Source organism: Nocardia sp. NBC_00416 (genome assembly GCF_036032445.1).
GTDB lineage: Bacteria > Actinomycetota > Actinomycetes > Mycobacteriales > Mycobacteriaceae > Nocardia.
In genome coordinates this window covers 5,768,865-5,786,971 of sequence record NZ_CP107932.1, presented here as the reverse complement: position 1 = coordinate 5,786,971, position 18,107 = coordinate 5,768,865, and the positions used below count along the sequence as shown (strand labels likewise).

Annotated in this window: 17 protein-coding genes, 1 tRNA gene and 1 pseudogene; 6 read left to right on the top strand and 13 right to left on the bottom strand. The window is 67.3% G+C overall.

All coding sequences use genetic code 11. The annotated features are described in order from the left end of the window. Window positions 1-72 precede the first annotated feature (72 nt). Complete coding sequence (locus tag OG804_RS25065; RefSeq protein ID WP_328390476.1) at window positions 73-450, top strand: PH domain-containing protein; 378 nt, start codon at window positions 73-75, stop codon at window positions 448-450. Window positions 451-877: 427 nt separating this feature from the next. After that, window positions 878-1,303 carry an HIT family protein gene (locus tag OG804_RS25060; RefSeq protein ID WP_328390474.1) on the top strand — a complete coding sequence of 142 codons (426 nt, stop codon included), beginning with the start codon at window positions 878-880 and terminating at the stop codon, window positions 1,301-1,303. Here OG804_RS25060 and OG804_RS25055 read toward each other — a convergent pair whose 3' ends face one another. The 4 genes from OG804_RS25055 to OG804_RS25040 all read right to left on the bottom strand — a co-directional run bounded on the left by OG804_RS25055 (window position 1,304) and on the right by OG804_RS25040 (window position 6,209). After that, window positions 1,304-2,821 carry a sensor histidine kinase gene (locus tag OG804_RS25055; RefSeq protein WP_442941625.1) on the bottom strand — a complete coding sequence of 506 codons (1,518 nt, stop codon included), beginning with the start codon at window positions 2,819-2,821 and terminating at the stop codon, window positions 1,304-1,306. Beyond that, entirely contained in the window at window positions 2,818-3,540 is a 723-nt protein-coding gene (locus OG804_RS25050; RefSeq protein ID WP_328390472.1) for a response regulator transcription factor, read from the bottom strand. Before OG804_RS25050 ends, OG804_RS25055 begins: the two co-directional genes overlap by 4 nt. 716 nt (window positions 3,541-4,256) lie before the next feature. Then, entirely contained in the window at window positions 4,257-5,879 is a 1,623-nt protein-coding gene (locus OG804_RS25045) for an alpha,alpha-trehalose-phosphate synthase (UDP-forming) (RefSeq protein WP_328398725.1), read from the bottom strand. Window positions 5,880-6,038: 159 nt separating this feature from the next. Beyond that, window positions 6,039-6,209 carry a hypothetical protein gene (locus tag OG804_RS25040; RefSeq protein ID WP_328390470.1) on the bottom strand — a complete coding sequence of 57 codons (171 nt, stop codon included), beginning with the start codon at window positions 6,207-6,209 and terminating at the stop codon, window positions 6,039-6,041. 144 nt (window positions 6,210-6,353) lie between these two features. Here OG804_RS25040 and OG804_RS25035 point away from each other — a divergent pair, with 144 nt between their 5' ends. The 4 genes and pseudogenes from OG804_RS25035 to OG804_RS25020 all read left to right on the top strand — a co-directional run bounded on the left by OG804_RS25035 (window position 6,354) and on the right by OG804_RS25020 (window position 8,253). Continuing rightward, entirely contained in the window at window positions 6,354-7,187 is an 834-nt protein-coding gene (locus OG804_RS25035) for an alpha/beta fold hydrolase (protein ID WP_328390468.1), read from the top strand. A 144-nt stretch (window positions 7,188-7,331) separates the two neighbouring features. Continuing rightward, window positions 7,332-7,562 (top strand): MbtH family protein, encoded by a 231-nt coding sequence (locus OG804_RS25030; protein ID WP_030522889.1) that lies wholly within the window; start codon window positions 7,332-7,334, stop codon window positions 7,560-7,562. Window positions 7,563-7,726: 164 nt separating this feature from the next. Next, window positions 7,727-7,799: transfer RNA gene (locus OG804_RS25025), tRNA-Thr, on the top strand. Between the two features lie 49 nt (window positions 7,800-7,848). Next, window positions 7,849-8,253, top strand: a pseudogene (locus OG804_RS25020) (HNH endonuclease). Window positions 8,254-8,293: 40 nt separating this feature from the next. Here the strand turns inward: OG804_RS25020 and OG804_RS25015 are convergent. The 9 genes from OG804_RS25015 to OG804_RS24975 all read right to left on the bottom strand — a co-directional run bounded on the left by OG804_RS25015 (window position 8,294) and on the right by OG804_RS24975 (window position 18,107). Next, on the bottom strand, window positions 8,294-8,779 hold the full coding sequence (locus tag OG804_RS25015) for a h domain protein (protein WP_328390465.1): 486 nt from the start codon (window positions 8,777-8,779) through the stop codon (window positions 8,294-8,296). 47 nt (window positions 8,780-8,826) lie between these two features. After that, a complete protein-coding gene (locus OG804_RS25010; RefSeq protein ID WP_328390463.1) occupies window positions 8,827-9,696 on the bottom strand; it encodes a hypothetical protein in 870 nt (289 codons plus the stop codon). Beyond that, window positions 9,693-11,159, bottom strand: a complete 1,467-nt coding sequence (locus OG804_RS25005) for an MlaD family protein (RefSeq protein ID WP_328390461.1) — start codon at window positions 11,157-11,159, stop codon at window positions 9,693-9,695. The genes OG804_RS25010 and OG804_RS25005 overlap by 4 nt, the downstream gene beginning before the upstream one ends. Then, window positions 11,156-12,430, bottom strand: coding sequence for an MCE family protein (locus tag OG804_RS25000; protein ID WP_328390459.1), 1,275 nt, complete (start codon window positions 12,428-12,430; stop codon window positions 11,156-11,158). Before OG804_RS25000 ends, OG804_RS25005 begins: the two co-directional genes overlap by 4 nt. Continuing rightward, window positions 12,427-13,746 carry an MCE family protein gene (locus OG804_RS24995; RefSeq protein ID WP_328390457.1) on the bottom strand — a complete coding sequence of 440 codons (1,320 nt, stop codon included), beginning with the start codon at window positions 13,744-13,746 and terminating at the stop codon, window positions 12,427-12,429. The genes OG804_RS25000 and OG804_RS24995 overlap by 4 nt, the downstream gene beginning before the upstream one ends. Before the next feature lie 124 nt (window positions 13,747-13,870). Next, on the bottom strand, window positions 13,871-14,932 hold the full coding sequence (locus OG804_RS24990) for an MCE family protein (protein ID WP_328390455.1): 1,062 nt from the start codon (window positions 14,930-14,932) through the stop codon (window positions 13,871-13,873). Beyond that, on the bottom strand, window positions 14,933-15,955 hold the full coding sequence (locus tag OG804_RS24985) for an MCE family protein (protein ID WP_328390453.1): 1,023 nt from the start codon (window positions 15,953-15,955) through the stop codon (window positions 14,933-14,935). Then, window positions 15,952-17,244, bottom strand: coding sequence for an MCE family protein (locus tag OG804_RS24980; protein WP_328390451.1), 1,293 nt, complete (start codon window positions 17,242-17,244; stop codon window positions 15,952-15,954). The genes OG804_RS24985 and OG804_RS24980 overlap by 4 nt, the downstream gene beginning before the upstream one ends. A 5-nt stretch (window positions 17,245-17,249) precedes the next feature. Next, window positions 17,250-18,107: an MlaE family ABC transporter permease gene (locus tag OG804_RS24975; protein ID WP_328390449.1), complete on the bottom strand. Its 858-nt coding sequence runs from the start codon at window positions 18,105-18,107 to the stop codon at window positions 17,250-17,252.

The window sequence follows — 18,107 nt, the reverse complement described above, 5'->3', positions numbered from 1 at the left end:
CGGAACGGGTGGGCAACCCGCGCATCGGATTCCGGCCGGGATCCGATACGCGCGTACGGGAGGATTTACGCGATGGGTCTCATGGACGGAATCATGGGTAATGCCGGCCAGGTGGAGCCGGCCCGGGCCCAACAGGAATACCAGCGGCTACTGGGCAACGGCGAACAGATCTACTCGGCCTACATACTGGTGCGCGACGCCATGCTGTTCACCAATCGGCGGCTGATCCTCGTCGACAAGCAGGGCCTGTCCGGCCGGAAGGTGAGCTACCACAGCATCCCGTACCGTTCGATCACCCATTTCGCGGTCGAAACAGCCGGCACCTTCGATCTGGACGCGGAACTGGTGCTGTGGATCTCCGGCAGTGACACGCCGTTGCAGAAGAAGTTCAACCGGCAGGTCGACATCTACGAAGTGCAGGGAATCCTGTCCCATTTCGTCGGGGTGTGAGTTCCCGGCCGCCGCGTCGCCGGAGCGAGGCGCCCCGGGCTCCGCCCGGTGAACATCCGGACCTTGCCCTCGGTGAACAGTGCCCCTCGCCCCGGGCCGGGTCCAGCGAGCCCCACCAGGTTGCGCCCCGCCGCCCCGGCGTTCGACACCCGAAGCGAAGGAGCGCAGCGACCGAGCGCATGCGCACCGCCGACCATAGATCGGCGACCATCGAGCACTGGCAGGGTCGTGAACCTACCCACGCAGGCCAAGGAGCACGTCCGCCCCCACCTCTCGCCCCGTCCGGATGGTCCACCTCCGAGGTCGGGGCCCGCCCCGGTTCTGGAGCGACGAAGCGAAGGAGCGCAGCGACTGAGCGTAGGAGTGAAGAACCGGGGTTGACGAGGGCCCCGACCCGCCCCGCCGAAGGCGGGGCAATATATACAGCATGGCTTCTGTCTTCAGTGCGATCATCGCCGGTGACCTGCCGGGCCGGTTCGTCTGGGAGGACGACGAATTCGTCGGGTTCCTCACCATCGCCCCGGTGACCCCCGGCCACACTCTGGTGGTGCCGCGCAAGGAAATCGATCAGTGGCAGGACCTCGAGCCCGAGGTGTTCGCCCGACTCAACGGAGTCGCGCAGCAGGTCGGGCAGGCCGTGCGTGCGGCGTGGGACGCGCCTCGGGCGGGCTTGTTGATCGCCGGGCTCGAGGTTCCGCACCTGCATGTTCATGTGTTTCCGGCGTTCACCATGGGCAATTTCGATATTTCCGGCGCCGATCCCGATCCGTCGCCGGAATCGCTCGACGACGCGCAGGCCCGGATCAAGCAGGCGCTGCGCGACCTCGGTTACGGCGCCCACGTGCCCGCCTGATCACGGATCGCCCGGGCCGTCCGCCGCATCGGCGGCGGACGGTATCGGCCGGTCGCGCGGTAGACGGACGGTGAAGGTCGTCCCCGCGCCGGGCTCGCTGGTCACTTCCACGGCGCCGCCGTGCGCGGTGACCAGCGCCTGCACGATCGACAGGCCCAGGCCGGTCCCGCCGCTGCCTCGGCTGCGGGAGTCGTCTGCGCGATAGAACCGTTCGAATACCCGCGACGCCTGTTCGGGGAGCATCCCCGGACCGGTGTCGGCCACTTCCAGCCGGACCTCGTCCCGGTCGGGTGTGAGCCGCACGGTCACGGTGGCATCTACCGGCGTGTGCACCAGCGCGTTGTTGAGCAGGTTCGCCAGCACTTGGCGTAGCCGGGCGGCGTCGCCCGGGATTTCGGCGGTGCCGGTACCCGGCCGTACCTCGAAACCGATCGACCGGTCGCCCCGGCCCTGTGCCGCGGCGACCGCGCGCGCACTGTGCACGGCGTCGCTGGTCAGCGCCAGCAGATCGACCGGCGCGTGCTCGACGGGGCGTTCCGCGTCGAGCCGGGCGAGCATCAGCAGATCTTCCACCAGCAGGCCCATCCGTTTGGACTCGCGTTCGATCCGGTCGAGCAGCATATCCGTATCTCCGGTGGCGCCCTGCCGGTACAGCTCCGCGAAACCCTTGATGGTGGTCAACGGTGTGCGCAACTCGTGGCTGGCGTCGGCGACGAACCGGCGCATCTTCTCCTCGGACCGCCGTGCGGCTTCCTCCGACGCTTCGGTCGCGGCGAAACCACGCTGGATCTGCGCGAGCATGGCATTCAGCGACTGGGCCAGCCGGTCCACCTCGGTGTTCGTGCCGCGCATGGGTACCCGGCGATGCAGGTCCCCCGCCGCGATATCGGCGGCGGTCTCTTCCACCTGCACCAGCCGTCGCAAACTACGTCTGATCACGAAATACGCGGCCACCGCCAGCACCGCAAGCACTACTGCGCCGATCACCAGTTGCAGCACGACCAGCCGTTCGACGATCGCCTCGGTCTCGTCCAGCGGCAGCGCCACGACACTGGTGCCTTCGCGGTTCACGGTGTAGCGGACCCGCCAGTTCTCCGAATCCCCGCCGACCGAGCCGGTGGTGAACGTGCCGGGCTGCATGTTCGCGGGCAGATCAGGGGCTCCGTCGCGGCCGAGATCGGACTGCAGGTACAGCTTGCCGGACGTGTCCTCGACCCGCGCGTAGTACAGCACGGGCGGGCGCTCCCGGCCCGGCTCCCCCGGCAGCGGCACGAACCGCGGTGCGCCGGGACGGGCCCAGCCGCGAGCCTGATCGTCGAGTTGCTGATCCACTCGATCGATCAACGCGGTGCGCAGTGCCGACGTCACCGCAACCCCCGACGCCAGCAGCCCGGCCGCGGCGAGCGCGACCAGGGCCAGCACCAAGGTGACCCGCAGTGGAACAGCCGCGATCCGATCCGCCAACCGCCGCCGGTCCGGACCCGGCGCCGTCGCGGCGGAGGTTTCCTCGGTTCTCACGACCGGCCGGCTGATTCGCGCATCACGTAACCGACGCCGCGCAAGGTGTGGATGAGCCGTTTCGGACCGGTGTCGACCTTCTTGCGCAGATACGACACATAGGTCTCCACCACCCCGACCTCACCGCCGAAGTCGTAGCGCCAGACATGGTCCAGAATCCGCGGTTTACTCAGCACCGTCCCCGCGTTCACCATGAAATAGCGCAGCAGCGTGAACTCGGTGGGCGATAACGCCACCGGTTCACCGGCCTTGAAGACTTCGTGCGTATCGTCGTCCAGTTCGATGTCGGCGAACCGCAGCCGGGATCGCTCCCGCGTCGGCGCGGCGCCCCCGGCCCGCCGCAGGATCACCCGCAGTCGCGCGACCACTTCCTCCAAACTGAAGGGTTTGGTGACATAGTCGTCGGCGCCCAGCGTCAAACCGGTCACCTTGTCCTGGACGTCGTCACGGGCGGTCAGGAACAGGACCGGCGCGTCGATACCGTCGGCACGCAGTCGCCGCAACAGACCGAATCCGTCCATCCCGGGCATCATCACATCGACGATCAACGCGTCGGGCCGAAACCCGCGGGCCACGTCCAATGCCTGGGCCCCATCGGCGGCGGAAGCCACCTCGAAACCCTGGAACCGCAGACTCACGGTCAGCAACTCGACGATCATCGCCTCATCGTCGACCACCAGCACCCGGGCCTCGGGTGCTCCACCCTGCGCACCACTCATACCCCTATCCTGACCCAACCCGCTGGCACCCGCCTGCGCACTCGCTGTGAACCAGCTGTGTTGAATGTGCGCCGCGCTCCCGTGGGCGGCCGGGGCACGGGCCGGGGGCACGACCCCGGCAAGAAGTGGATGATCACGAAGCGAGAGGTCGGCTCACTCGCGAAGGTCTGTGTTTATTTGCGCCGCCTTCGGCGTCGCGGGTCGGGGCCCTCGTCAACCCCGGTTCTTCACTCCTACGCTCAGTCGCTGCGCTCCTTCGCTTCGTCGCTCCAGAACCGGGGCGGGCCCCGACCTCGGAGGTGGACCATCCGGCCGGGGCGAGAGGTGGGGGCGGACGTGCTTTTTGGCCTGCGTGGGTAGGTTCACGACCCTGTCAGTGCTCGATGGTCGCCGATCTATGGACGGCGGTGCACACGCGATCAGTCGCTCCAGAACCGGGGCGGGCCTCGGCCATGGGAGCCGACCATCCGGCAGAAACGATCAGAGCGCGGGACGAAGGCGTGGGCGATCCGGGCCTTCAACCGCAGGCCGGCCGCGCGCTTCGTCGCTCCAGAACCGGGGCGGGCCCCGACCTCGGAGGTGGACCATCCGGACGGGGCGAGAGGTGCGGGCGGACATGCTCCTTGGCCAGCGCGGGTAGGTTCACGACTCTTCGGTGCGACCGTTCGTTGGTCGGTGGCCGGTCGAACTGGGAAAGTCCGGTACCGGGCCGCCGGTCAGTCCCGATAGTCCTGGGACCCTTCCGCCATCAGCGCCTTGCCCGCAACCTGGCCCTGTGCCAGCGCGTCGAGGAACGCCCGGGCCCAGCGATCCACATCGTGGGCCAGGACCTGCCGGCGCAGCGACCGCATCCGGCGGCGGCGGGTTTCACGGTCGTCGGTCAGCGCGTCGACGATGGCGTCTTTCACACTGTCCAGGTCGTGGGGGTTGCACAGGTAGGACTGGCGTAGTTCGGCCGCCGCGCCGGTGAACTCGCTGAGCACCAGGGTGCCGTTGAGTCCGCTGTGGCAGGCCACGTATTCCTTGGCGACCAGATTCATTCCGTCACGCAACGGGGTCACCAGCATGACGTCGGCCGCGACGAAGAACGAGATGAGTTCCTCGCGCGCGATCGGCCGGTGCAGATAGTGCACCACCGGGTACCCGACCCGGGCGAACTCGCCGTTGATCCGGCCCACCTGCCGTTCGATATCACCGCGCATCTGGATATAACTCTCCACGCGCTCCCGGCTGGGGGTGGCCAGCTGCACCATCACCGTTTCCGCCGGGTCGACCCGGCCCTCGGCCAGGAGTTCTTCGAGCGCGTTGAGCCTGATGTCGATGCCCTTGGTGTAGTCGAGGCGGTCGACGCCGAGCAGGATGTTCTTGGGGCTGCCGAGTTCGGCGCGGATTCGGGCGGCGCGTTCGCGCACCGAACGCCGTCGCGAGTGTTCGTCGAGGCCGGCCGAGTCGATGGAGATCGGGAAGGCGCCCACCCGGACCGTTCGGAACCCGACCTGCACAACGCCCATTTTCGACCGGACCCCGATGGTGCCGCGGGAGGTCGGCTGGCCGGCCAGGCGCCGCGCCAGGTACAGGAAGTTCTGGGCGCCGCCGGGGAGGTGGAAACCGATCAGGTCGGCGCCGAGCAGGCCTTCCACGATCTCGGTGCGCCACGGCATCTGCATGAACAGTTCCACCGGCGGGAACGGGATGTGCAGGAAGAACCCGATGGTGAGGTCGGGGCGCAGCATCCGCAGCATCTTCGGCACCAGCTGCAGTTGATAGTCCTGCACCCATACGGTGGCGCCCTCGGCCGCGACCTTCGCGGTTTCTTCGGCGAATCGCCGGTTCACCTGCACGTAGGCCGACCACCAGGCCCGGTTGTACTCCGGGCGGACGATCACGTCGTGGTAGAGCGGCCACAGGGTGGCGTTGGAGAACCCCTCGTAGTAATCGGCGACTTCCCGCGCCGACAGCGGCACCGGGAAGAGTTCCAGCCCGTCTTCGACGATCGGTTCGACGTCGACGTCGGGCACACCGGCCCACCCCACCCAGGCGCCCCTGTTGCTGCGCAGCACCGGCTCCAACGCGGTTACCAGACCGCCCGGGCTGCGCTTCCAGCGAGTGCTGCCGTCGGGCAGTTTCTCCAGGTCGACGGGCAGCCGGTTGGCGACGACGACGAAACCGGAGCCGGCTCCGAGTTCGCGCAGCGGCTCCGCGTCCACCGCCTCGGGTACTGCTTCGGCGGGGTCGATCGGACTGGCGCCCGGCCCGGAACCATTTCGGCCGGCGGGCAGACCCGCGGACACGGCGGTTTCATCCTCGGAGGTGGAATCACTGGACGGCTGATCGATCATCTGGTCCACTCACGCATCCTTTGCGGGGCGCTGGCACGCCATGTAGTTGTGTGGATCCGCCGACGTCGCCGTTGGCGCCGACAGCCGCACGACCGGCGCCCAGAGGCGGTAGCTTGCGTGACCACGCGGGGCGCCCGGTCATGTGGATACGGACACAGCTTATTCGGTGCGAGCTCCGGGGTTGATCCCCAGCATCGACAGGAGCATCCGGCATTCGTCGGCGTCGGCGGCGTAGGCGGCCACGACCCGCTGCGCCTGACGAGCGGTCTCGTCGGCGAGGGGTTCCAGTTCGTCGTCGGCGATACCGTTGGCGCTGCTCTTCGCGGCCATCTCAGTCCTCCCGGCAGGTGCGCGTGTATGTGAAATGTCAATGGTATCTGTCCCGTGAAGTGGTCGCTCCCGCCGCGGTGACACAACGGGGCCCGCGGGGGCGATACCGTTGGCAACAGAAACGATGAGGAAGGGGCCTGCAGCATGCCGTTGGCCACGGTGAACGGAATATCGATCAACTATCAGGTCAAGGGAGACCGTTCCCGGGGCACCGACGTCAAAGGCGGCGGCCCGCTGGTGGTGTTGATCATGGGCACCGGTAGTCCGGGCCGGGTGTGGGAGCTGCACCAGGTGCCGGCCCTGCTCGCCGCCGGATACCGGGTCTGCACCTTCGACAACCGGGGAATCGCTCCCACCTATGAGGCCCCGGGCGGGATGACGATCCATGAGATGGTGGCCGATACGGCCGCGCTGATCGAGTTCCTGGACGAGGGCCCGGCGCTCGTCGTCGGTACCTCGATGGGGGCGCGGGTAGCGCAGGAACTCGCCCTCGCCCGGCCCGAGCTGGTGCGTAAGGCGGTCTTCCTCGCCGGGCACGGCCGGTTGGACCAGTTCCAGAAGACGCTGTCGCTCGGTGAGCACGAGATGGATGACAGCGGCGTGCAGCTGCCGGCGAAGTACGAGGCCGCGCTCACCGCGGTGATGAACCTGTCGCCGGCCACCATGGCCGATACGAACACCGCCCGGGACTGGCTGGACCTGTTCGAGTTCACCGGCGGGAAGGTGCCGCCGGGAATCCGGGCGCAGCGCCGGATGGACCACGATTTCGACCGCCTGCACGCCTACCGCGGTATCCGTGTGCCGTGTTTGGCCGTGGGTTTCGCGGACGACCGGATGATCCCGCCGTACCTGGCCAGGGAGGTCGCCGAGGCCATCCCGGGCGGCCGCTACCAGGAGGTTCCCGATGCCGGGCATTACGGTTACCTGGAACGTCCGGACGTCGTGAACAAGATCTTGCTGGAATTCTTCGCCTCGTGAGGGGAGAGCCCACAGGTAACGCCGACCTTGCTAGTGTCGACACATCGTTGGGTTCGCGACGCGGTAGCCGGAGATCAGTCCCGGGCCGTCGTGCCGGGCCCACGCCGTTCCGAAGCCAACCCGCGAGCACCCCAGTGAGGTGAAATGAGCACCAACCCGTTCGACGACGAGGACGGCCGCTTCTTCGTTCTGGTCAACGACGAAGAACAGCACTCCCTGTGGCCGGCCTTCGCCGAAGTACCGGCCGGCTGGCGGGTGGTCTTCGGCGAGGACAGCCGTGCCGCCTGTGTGGAGTACGTGGAGCAGAACTGGACCGATATGCGGCCCAAGAGCCTGCGTGACGCCATGGCGGCGGACGAGGCGGCCCGCAAGTAGTCCGACTCCCCACGAGCCCGGCCGTCGCAGGCTCCGCACTTCTCGTGCGACACCCCTGGTGGGTGACGCACCGTGGAGCTCGGGTGGCCGGGTTTCTACATTTCGCGAACTCCGGAGCGGCACCGTATGATCGGCTGCCGTGCGGCTGCAACTCCGGCTGCTCCGCCGCCTTGGCGCAACTGGCAGCGCAACGTACTTGTAATGCGTAGGTTGTGGGTTCGAGTCCCACAGGCGGCTCCGTTTCGGGTCCACCGACATGTCGGTGGACCCGACTAGCTTTCGGGCCATGAGGCAATGCCAGGGGTGCTCCGCGCTACTGATCAAGCGCAGCCAGAAGCTGTATTGCACGACCAGATGCCAGCAAGCCGCGCAGCGCGCAGTGAAGACTCTGCATTGGCTGACCACCGGAGAGGCCGACGTGGGCAGCTAGCAAGGTCACTACATACGTGACTATCTCGCGCGGGCGCAGCAGAACTGCTGCGCAATGTGCGGGATCGGGAACGAATGGCACGGACAATCGCTCGTATTCGTGCTCGACCACATCGACGGTGACTCGACCGACAATCGGCGGGAGAACCTGCGGCTCATATGCCCGAACTGCGATTCGCAGCTGCCGACCTACAAGAGCCGTAATCGTGGCCGAGGCCGACACCTGCGAAGGGCCCGCTACGCGCGCGGCCAGTCTTACTGACCCGATTCGACCGAGCGCCGCGCGAATCCGGGACCGGAGGTCAGATCGGGGTGACCGCGGCGACGAGCCACCGATCGTCGGATTTGTCCAGCGCGACCCGCACCCGGCTGCCCGTGGTGGTGCCCTGCGGGCTCTCCTTGCTGGTGGTCACCTGATTCAGGAACAGCAGCACCACGGCATGACCCCGGTCCGCGGAGACGACCCCGCCGGCCTGAGTGCTCGCCTTGACCGTCAGTTCCTTCTCCTTGGCCCCCGGCACGATTGCCTTATCGATCAACTCGAGATAGTCGGCCTTGAAATCCGGAGCCAGGTTGTCGGCGGTTTTGGGCAGTTCCTTGTCCACCGTCTGGAATTCGTAGCTGAACATGGCGGACACCGTTCGGGTCGCCGCGGCCACGGCATCGGTGCGCGACTGCTCCGACTGCCGGTAATCCCAGTAGCGGTAACCGCCAATTCCGGCCACCACCGCCGCCGCGACCACCACCACCGCGGTGAGGCCGAGCAGGATCTTGTTGCGCACGCTCATCTTCTGTCCTCTCGGCGCGACCGGCTGTGCTGAGTTCGGCGTGCCGGTCATGCCACGAACTTCACGTCCGAGGCGGTCAAAGTACCGTCGTCGGCGCGCTGCACGGTCACCCGGAATCGGTAGAACCGCTGCTGCTGCTCCTGTGATCCCGCATTGGTGAGGGTCTGCTTGGCCGCGATCAGGATCACCGCCGACTTCTCGTCGTCCCGTTCCACGGCGGCCTCGACGACCTCGCCGGTGGAGACGACCTTGGCTTGTTTGACGATCTCGGTGAAGGGGTCGATCCGGCCGTCGAACTCGGTTTTGAAATCACCGGAGGCCATGGTGAGGATGCGGTCGATATCCTCTTTGGCGGTATCGGCGCGAATGGTGGTGAGGTTGAGGACGGTCTGCCGCGCGGTCGCCACATATTCGGAACGGCGTTCGTCGCGCTGCTGGGTGGACTGCACAGCCAGCGTCGACACCACGGCGGCGCCGACCAGCCCGATCACCAGCACCGCCGCGGCGGCGACAGCGACGATCCGCTTCCACGACCGGCCGGACCGGGTCTCGGCGGTTTCCGCTACGTCCGTCTCGGCATCGTCGGCATCGGGTTCCGCCGCTGCGGACTCGCCGACCGTGCCGGGCTTGGTCAATCGCACGGTTTCCGCCGGGCCGCCAGTCTCCGTGGGCTCGGATCCGGCCCCGGTGGTTTCCGCGGTCGCGGCAGTGTTTTTCTCGGTCTTCGCGGCGGCGGCCGTCTTCGCGGCGGGAGCCTCCGTCTTCTCGGTGCGAGCCTCGACCCGGTCAGCGGTATCGGCCGCCTGCTGGGCCGACTCGGGAACGACGACGCCGGTCTCGAGTTCCTCGGCCGGGGGTGGGCCGGCCGTCCGGCTGGCCCGCCTGCGGGTACGGCGGGGGTCCTTGGTCTCGCTCATTGTTGCTGCTCCTCGAACATTGCCTGCCAATCCGCGGGTACGGTGCCCGAACCGCCGGGTGAGATATCACCCTGACGGTAGCTGCGTCCATCGGTGCCGGTGTAGACCCCGCTGGCCGGATCGTACGAGAGCGCGGCGGCTGGGGTGCTTGCGCCCGAGAAACTAGCAGGTACCGGGGGTACTCCCGCAACACCGGGCCCCGGGTCGGGCGCGGCGGCCGGCGCCACCGGCGCCGGAGGCTCGGTCGGCGCGACGGGTTGCGGCGGTCCGAACGGTGGGTTGGTGCCCAGCGGAACGTACCCGGTGCGGCACAGTTCGGGCGTCGGAGCGCGGCGGCCGGGGTATTCCATGCACGGAGTGTTGCGGATACCGCGGACGGCGGTCTTATCGTCCTGCGGCACCTTGCAGTAGAGGCCCTTCGGGGTGTCCGGGGTGTCCAGCGCGGTCGGTTCACGACGCTGATCGGGCGGCAGGAAGCCGGTGGTGCACGGCGGCGGATCGTTGAGCACCGTCATGAAGTCGACCAGCGCGCCGTATTCCATCGGGCCGCGCACCGCGGTGAGCAGTGCGGCGATCAGCGGCGGGTAGACCACCAGGATCTGTTCCAGACCGGAGTGGTAGGTGACGCCGACCTGGCCCAGACTCACCAGGTTGTTCAGCAGCAGCGGCAGAGTCGGCCGCAGATCCTCGAACTGCCTGGTCACCCGCTCTACCGCGGACGGACCGTTGGTGAGGATGCTGCGCAGCGCCGGATCGTGCGCACGCAGCTGGTCGGTCACCACCGCGAGGTCGCGAGTCCACGAACGGATCGCCGCGTCGGAGTTCACCTGGGTGTCCAGCAGCGGACCGACCTGCTCGATCAGCTGTTTGGTCGGTTCCACGTTGTCGTTGGCCTCCTGCACGAGCAGCGAGGCGGAGTCGAGGAACCGCTGCAGATCCGGCCCGGCGCCGTTGAAGGCCCGGAAGGCCTCGTCGATGACCTGTCGCAGCCGGGTGTCCGCGACACTGGCCAGCAGACGATCGGCCTGGTCCAGCAGTGTTCCCACATCCTGCGGCAGCTGGGTGCGGTCGACCGGGATCACGCTGCCGTCATAAAGGTTCGCGTCACCGGGATCCGCCGGGGGCACGAGGTCGACGTACTGCTCGCCGATCGCCGACACGCTGCGGACCAGCGCCGAGGAATCGGCGGGAATCTTGTAATCGCTGTCGACCGACAGCTTCGCCTCGACTCCTTCGTCGGTGAGCCGCACCTCGCGCACCACGCCGACATTCGTCCCGCGGAAGGCGACATTGGCGTTCTGGTAGAGCCCGCCGGTGGCGGCCAGTTCCAAGGTGACCTCGTACCGGCCGATGCCGAGCAGGGCGGGCACACCCACGTAGGTGCCGCCCATGATGGTCAGGCCGACCACGGTGAGGATCGCGAAGATCGTCAGCTGGATTCGAACGAATCGGGTGAGCGTCACCGGCCCTCGCCCCCTTGCGCTTGCGGCTGCGGGCCGGGCAGCGGCACCGTCAGCCCGGGGATGGCGGGCAGGCCGGGAATCGGCGGCAGCCCGGGAATTGTCGGTTGCGGCTGGTCGGTGGGCGTTCCGGGCGGCGGCGCCAGCGGGGTCGCGAGCGGGTTGCCCTGCTGCCCGGCCGCTCCGGCGACCTGGCCGAGTGCGACCTCCACGCCGCCGAATGTGCCGCCGAGACCGGTGCCGGTGAGGAAGTTGGAGTCCAGGCGGGCGCCGGTGAGGTCGAGGGTCATGAACAGGTTCAGGTAGTCGCCCTTGATCGCCCGGTCCAGGTTCTTCAGCGGGAAGGGGAAGGAGGCGATGATCTTCAACGATTCGGTGAGATCGGATCCCGTATCGGCCAGCGTTTGCAGAACCGGCGCCAGGTTGGCCAGATTCGCTTTCAGATCGTCACCGCTGGCGGCGATCAGCCGGTTCACCACATCACTGAGGTCACCCAGTTCGGTGATCGTGGTGGTGATGTTCTGCCGCCGGTCGGCCAGTACGGTCAGCGCGGGATGGATCTCCTCGATCGCCTTGGCCACCACATCGGTCTGCTCGACGAACTTGCCGCTCACCCGGTCCAGCCCCGCCATCGCGGCGATGATGTCGTCGCGCTGGGCGTTGAGGTTGCCGATCAGGTCGTTCATCTGCGGGATCAGATCCCGTACTTCGTCCTCGTTGCCGACCAGTGCGCTGTTCAGTTCGCGGGTGATGTTCTCCAGCTGCGAGATACCGCCGCCGTTGAGCACCACCGACAGCGAGGACAGCACCTGCTCGGTGGTCGGGTAGACACCGGCGCGGTCCAGCGGGATGAGATCGCCCGCGACGAGCCGCCCCTGCGGCGGTACATCGGTCGGTGGCGCCAGTTCGACATGGTTGCTGCCCAGCAGGCTCGTCTGACCGATCTTGGCGGTGGCGTTGGCGGGCAGCACCACATCGCGGTTCAGCGAAACCGTCACGAGCGCGTGCCAGTCCTCGACCTCGATATCGGTTACCGCGCCGACCGCCACGTCGTCGACCCGCACCGGCGAATTCCGGGTCAGCGTGGTCACGTTCGGCATCTGGATGCGGACCTCGAAGGAGCCCTCCCCGGTGCCTTCGGTACCGGGCATCGGCAGCGAGTTGAGCCCGTCGTACTGGCAGCCCGTCGCGGACAGCGCCAGCGCCAGCCCGACGGCCACCGCCGCCACCCGGTGCGCGGCGCTCGGTGCACGCAGCTTCAGCCGGCGCATCATCGTCCTCCTCCGGACAGACCCGGAATTCCGGGAAGTTGGACACCCGGGACAGCCAGCCCCGCCACACCGGCCGGAACCGAGATCACCGGGGGCGCGGGCGCGGCCGGCGGACCGACCTTCTGCGGGTCCACCCGGCCCGCCAGATCCGGGGTCGTGTACTGGAGCTGGTTCGGGAACGCCGTCACACCCGTGGCCGGGTTGGTCATGATGGGCAGGTAGTTCATCGCCAGCGAACTGAGCACCGGGGCGAGATACTGGGCGCACAGATCCGCGCTGGTATCGCTCTCGTGCTGTTCGAGCGCACGCACCGAACCGCACATGAAGCTGACCGGGTCGGCGAAGTTGTTCAGTGAGATCGCACCGGTGAGCGTGCCCTGCGCGGGCTTGTAGATCTGGTAGAAGTTCACCAGCGCGGTCGGTCCCGAATGCAGCGCCTGCTCCAGTTCCGGTCGCTTGTCGACCAAGATCTGGGTGACATCGGCGAGCCGCTGCACGCCTTCGGTGAGTTCGGCGCCGCTCCCGTCCAGGAAACGATGCACATCGTCGAGTGCGATGTCCAGGTTGTCCAAACCGGCGCCCAGATCCTGCGACACCCCGGCCAGCACACCCGACACCGAAGCCAGCCGACCGCCGAATTCCACGATCTGATCGTTGCTCTTGGACAGCACGTCCACGAATTTCTGCAGATTGCGGATGGTGCCGAACAGATCGGTACGGCCGTCGGACAGCGTGGTCAGGGTGGCCGAGAGTTCGTGCAGGGTGGTGCGGAACGCGTCACCGTTGCCGTCGAGGTTGTCGGCCGCGGTGTCGACGAATCGGCCGAAGGAACCCTGGGGGTCGTCGCCCACCGGCCCGAGCGCGGTGGACAGCTTGTTCAGTTCGGTCTTGATGTCGTCCCATTCGACCGGCACCGCGGTGCGTTCGATCGGGATCTCGGCGCCGTCGCCCAGTGTGTCGCCGCCGGTATAGGCCGGGGCGATCTGGATGAACCGGGCCGACACCAGCGACGGGGCGATGATCACCGCGCGCGCGTCGGCGGGCAGGTCGACACCGCTGTCCACCGACATCGTGACCTTCACCTGATCTTTGCCCGGCTCGATGGCGTCGATCCGGCCGATCGGCACGCCGAGTACGCGTACCTCGTCGCCCGCGTACAGGCCACTGGTGGAGGTGAAGTAGGCGGTGATCTCGTTCTTGCTGATCCGCTGGTAGGCGGTGTAGCCACCGACCGCGACCAGTGCCACGACGACAACCCCGGCGACGATCGCCACCCATTTCCCGGGTATTGCCCGAACCTTGTCCCGCAAAGTATTCATGAGCTTCTCCTCCGAGCGGGTTCATGCGGTCCGCGGAGCCCGCAGCGGAGCCAAGGGTTTCGCAGTGTCGCGCCTCCTCCGAGCGAGGACATGCCGTCCGCGGAGGCCACAGCGGAGGATCGCATCATCGCGGCGGCTCCTGTACGGACGGACCGATCTTGGGACCGGGCTCGAACATATAGGCGCGCAGCGACTCGGGCAGATGCTGCGGCCAGACCAGCGCGTCCACCAGCGGGTGCAGCGTCTCGCTGCTGGCGTTGACGACGTAGGCGTTGAAGTAGGGCCCGCTGCCGACCTGTTCGCCGAGCGCCGCGGAGAACGGTCCCAAGCCGTCGAGTGCGCCGTTGATGTTGTCCCGATTGCGCTGGAGCAGGTCCAGGACCGAGTTCAATTTGTCCAGCGCCGGTTTCAGCTGCGCTTCGTTGTCGTGCACCAACCCGGAGAGCTGCTGGGCGAGCGCGTTGACGTAGACGATCATCTGCTGGATCGCCGTGCGCCGCCGATCCAGCTCACCGAGCAGCTGATTGCCGTCCACCAGCAGCGCGTTGATGGCATCGGACCGGTCGGCCAGGATCTTGGTGACGTTCTGGGCGCGGGTCAGCAGATCCGACAGCGCCTGGTCGCGGGCGTTGATGGTCCGCGACAGCGCGGTGACCCCGTCCAGCGCCGAGCGCAGCGGCGCGGGGGTGTCGGCGAAGGCGGAGGACAGCGCGTCGAGTGTCTGGTCCACCTTCTGCAGATCCAGGTCCTGCACCGTACCGGCCAGATCGCCGAGCGCCTCGTTGAGCGAGTACGGCGAGGTGGTGCGGGCGAGCGGGATGGTGTCGGTGACCTTCAGCGCGCCGTCGCCGTCCGGGCTCACGGACAACGATTTGCGCCCCAGCACCGTATTGGTCTTGATGGCGGCCGCGGTCTTGTCGCCGAGCACGATCGATTCGTCGAGGCTGAACCGCACCAGCACCTGGGCGCCGTCCAGGCTGACGTCTTCGACCTTGCCCGACCGGACACCCGCGACCTCCACATCGTCGCCGGTCACCAGACCGCCGGCGTCGGCGAAGTACGCGGTGTACGTCGCGCCGCCGCGGATGAACGGCAGTCGTTCGAATTGCAGGGCCGACAAGGCGACGGCCGCGGCCAGCACCAAGCCGACGATGCCGATGGTCACCGCGCGTGATTGCTCTCTCATCTACTCGCTGCACCTTCCGGTCGCCTGCTCACCGGGTAGTTCGACCAGCAACGGTTTCCCGTCCGGACCGTCGACCAGCATGTTCGTCCGGCACACGTACAGCTGCAGGAACGAACCGTAGGAACCGATCCGGATCAGCTTCCGATAGGTCTCCGGTAATTTGTCGAGCACCCACTGCACGGTGTCCGAACCGTTGTCGAGATTGGTGGCGAGCCGGCCGGTCTGCGCGATGGTGGCCGCGAGGTCGGGCCGGGCCTGCGCCAGCAGGTCGGTGGTCGCGGCGGTGGCGTCGGCGATCTTGGGCAGCGCGGCGCCGATCGGGTCGCGGTCGGCCGCCAGACCGCTCACCAGACGATGCAGTTCGTCGATGGTGGTGGCGAACTGGTCGCCGCGATCGTCGATCGTTTTCAGCACCGAGTTCAGATTGTCGATGACACTGCCGATGAGCGCGTCCCGGTCGGCCAGCGTTCTGGTGAACGACCCGCCGCTGTTGAGCAGTTCGACGAGTGTGCCGCCCTGCCCCTGGAAGATCTGCAGCAGCGCGTTGGTCAGGTCGTTGACCTGACCCGGGTCCAGACCGCGCAGCAGCGGTTTGAATCCGCCGAGCAGCATGTCCAAATCCAGCGCGGGTGCGGTCTTGTCCAGCCCGATGGTGCCGCCCTTGTGCAGGGTGGTGGCGTCGCCGGGCCCCTCCAGCAGTTCCAGGTAGCGGTCGCCGACCAGGTTCTCGTAGCGGATCGTGGCCCGGGTGCTGGTCAGCACCCGATATTTGGTGTCGACGTCGAATTCGACGTGGGCGTGATAGTCGTCGTCGACCTTCACCTTGGCGATCGACCCCACCGGCACCCCGGCGATCCGCACCTTGTCACCCGGCAGCATGCCCGACGCACTGGTGAAGACCGCGTTGTATCCGGTCTCGCTGGAGAACCGCACCTGCGAGAAAACCACTGCCAGACCGGCGAAGACCAGGGTCATCACCAGTGTGAAGATGGCGAGCTTGACGGTGGTGGCGGTGTTCTTCACGGCTGACCCACCCCCGGAAGTCCACCGAACAGCACCTCGAAAACCTTGGGCGCGTTCAGATTCAATGTGGTCGACGGCGTATACGGATGACCTTCGGAGGTATCGGTGACGACATAGTTGGAATGGCTGTCCGGCACTCGGTCGAGCAGGCCGCCGCACTGGGGTCCACCGGTCGCGTTCACCTTGGGCAGATCGTTCGGATAGGTGTAAGGGGGGGTCCCGTACATGAATCCCGTGTTCAGGGCGACACCTTCCTGTCCGCCGCCGAAGACCGCCTCACCGAGTGGCAGCGCCTTGGCGCTACCGCCGATCAGGCAGAACAGCGCGTCTTTGTAGCCGTTCAGCAGCTCACCGGTCGGGCGGAGCAGGTCCAGCGCGGTACCGATCTGCGCCTCGTTATCGCGCAGCACCGCGCCCGTGGTATCGGCGAGGCCGGTGAGATTCGCCAGCAGGGAGTCGACATCGGATTCGGATTCGGTGATCGTCCGGCTGCTGGCCGTCGCGTTGTCGGCGGTGCGCAGCAGATCACCGGAGACGTCCGCGTAGAGATTGCCGACCGCGGCCGTGGTGTTCAGGTCGCGCTGGAGTGTGGGCAGCATCGGGTTGATCTGCCGGAGGTACGCGTCACTGTTCACGAGCAGCTCGCCCAGGGTCTGGCCCCTGCCTTGCAGGGCGGTGCCCAGCGCGGTCATCGTGGCGTTCAACTTCTCCGGTTGCACATCGGCCAGCACATCGCTGAGATGCTGGAACAGCGTGTTGAACTCGACGGTGACATGATCGGCCGCCAGCAGCGCGCCCGGTTGCAGTGATTTCAGGTCGGGCTGCTGCGGGATCACGAAGTTGATGTATTTGGCGCCGAAGACCGTGGTCGACCGGATATCGACGGTGGCGTTGGCCGGGACCAGATGAAGCAGGTCCGGATTCAGCGCCAGCCGCAGGCTGGTGCCCTCGGCGTTGCGGTCGAGACCGGCGACCCGGCCGATCTGCACACCGCGCACCTTGACCTTCGCGTCGGGGTCCAGCACCAGCCCGCTACGCGGGGAGACGACCGTGACGGTGACGCTCGGCGTGAAACCGCCGAAGAACATGGTCAGCGAGACCACCACGGCCGCCACCGCGGCCAGCACCATGGCCACACCGGCCAGTTTGAGTCCGGCTGTCGCGCGCAAGGCCGTCCACCGGTTCGCTCCTACGGGTGCCCAGGGGTCTTCGCCACCGCGGGACGACCCCCCCGCGGTTTCGTTCGACGCCCCGAGCGTCTTCTTGTTCGGTCGCATCAGTTCCGTCATGGCGCCTATCCGGAAAGGTTGAAGTTGCCGGAGGTGCCGTAGACGGCCAGCGAGATCAGCAGGGTCACCGTGACCACCGCGACCAGCGAGGACCGCACCGCCTTACCCACGGCGATACCGACCCCGACCGGGCCGCCCGCCGCGTTGTAGCCGTAATACGTATGGATCATCATCACCGCCAACGCCATGAAGATGGCCTGGGCGAACGACCACAGAATGTCGCTCGGAATCAAGAACGTGGAGAAGTAGTGGTCGTAGACGCCGGCGGACTGCCCGTAGATCACCACGGTGGCGAACCGGCTCGCGACGAACGAGGCGATCACCGCGAGTGCGTACAGGGGCACGATCGCGATCATGCCCGCGAGCACGCGGGTACCGACCAGGTACGGGACCGGCCGAATGGCCATGGATTCCAGGGCGTCGATCTCCTCGGCCACCCGCATGGCGCCCAATTGGGCGGTGGAACCCGCGCCGATGGTCGCGGCCAGGCCGATCCCGGAGATCACCGGTGCCGCGATGCGGACGTTGAGGAAGGCGGCGAAGAATCCGGTCAGCGCCTCGACGCCGATATTGCCGAGCGAGCTGTAGCCCTGCACGGCGATGGTGCCACCGGAGAACAGCGTCAGGAAGCCGACGATCACGACCGTGCCGCCGATCACCGCGAGCGCACCGCTGCCCATGCTGATCTCGGCGATGAGGCGGACGGTCTCGGTGCGGTAGTGCGTGAGCGCGCGCGGCATGGAGCCGATGGCCTTGCCGTAGAACACGGCCTGTTTGCCGAGTTCGTCCAGCGAGGTGGAGAAGCGGCGGATACGGCGCGTGATCTTCGGGAAGCGGGATTGAATGATCACCGAAGCGGACAT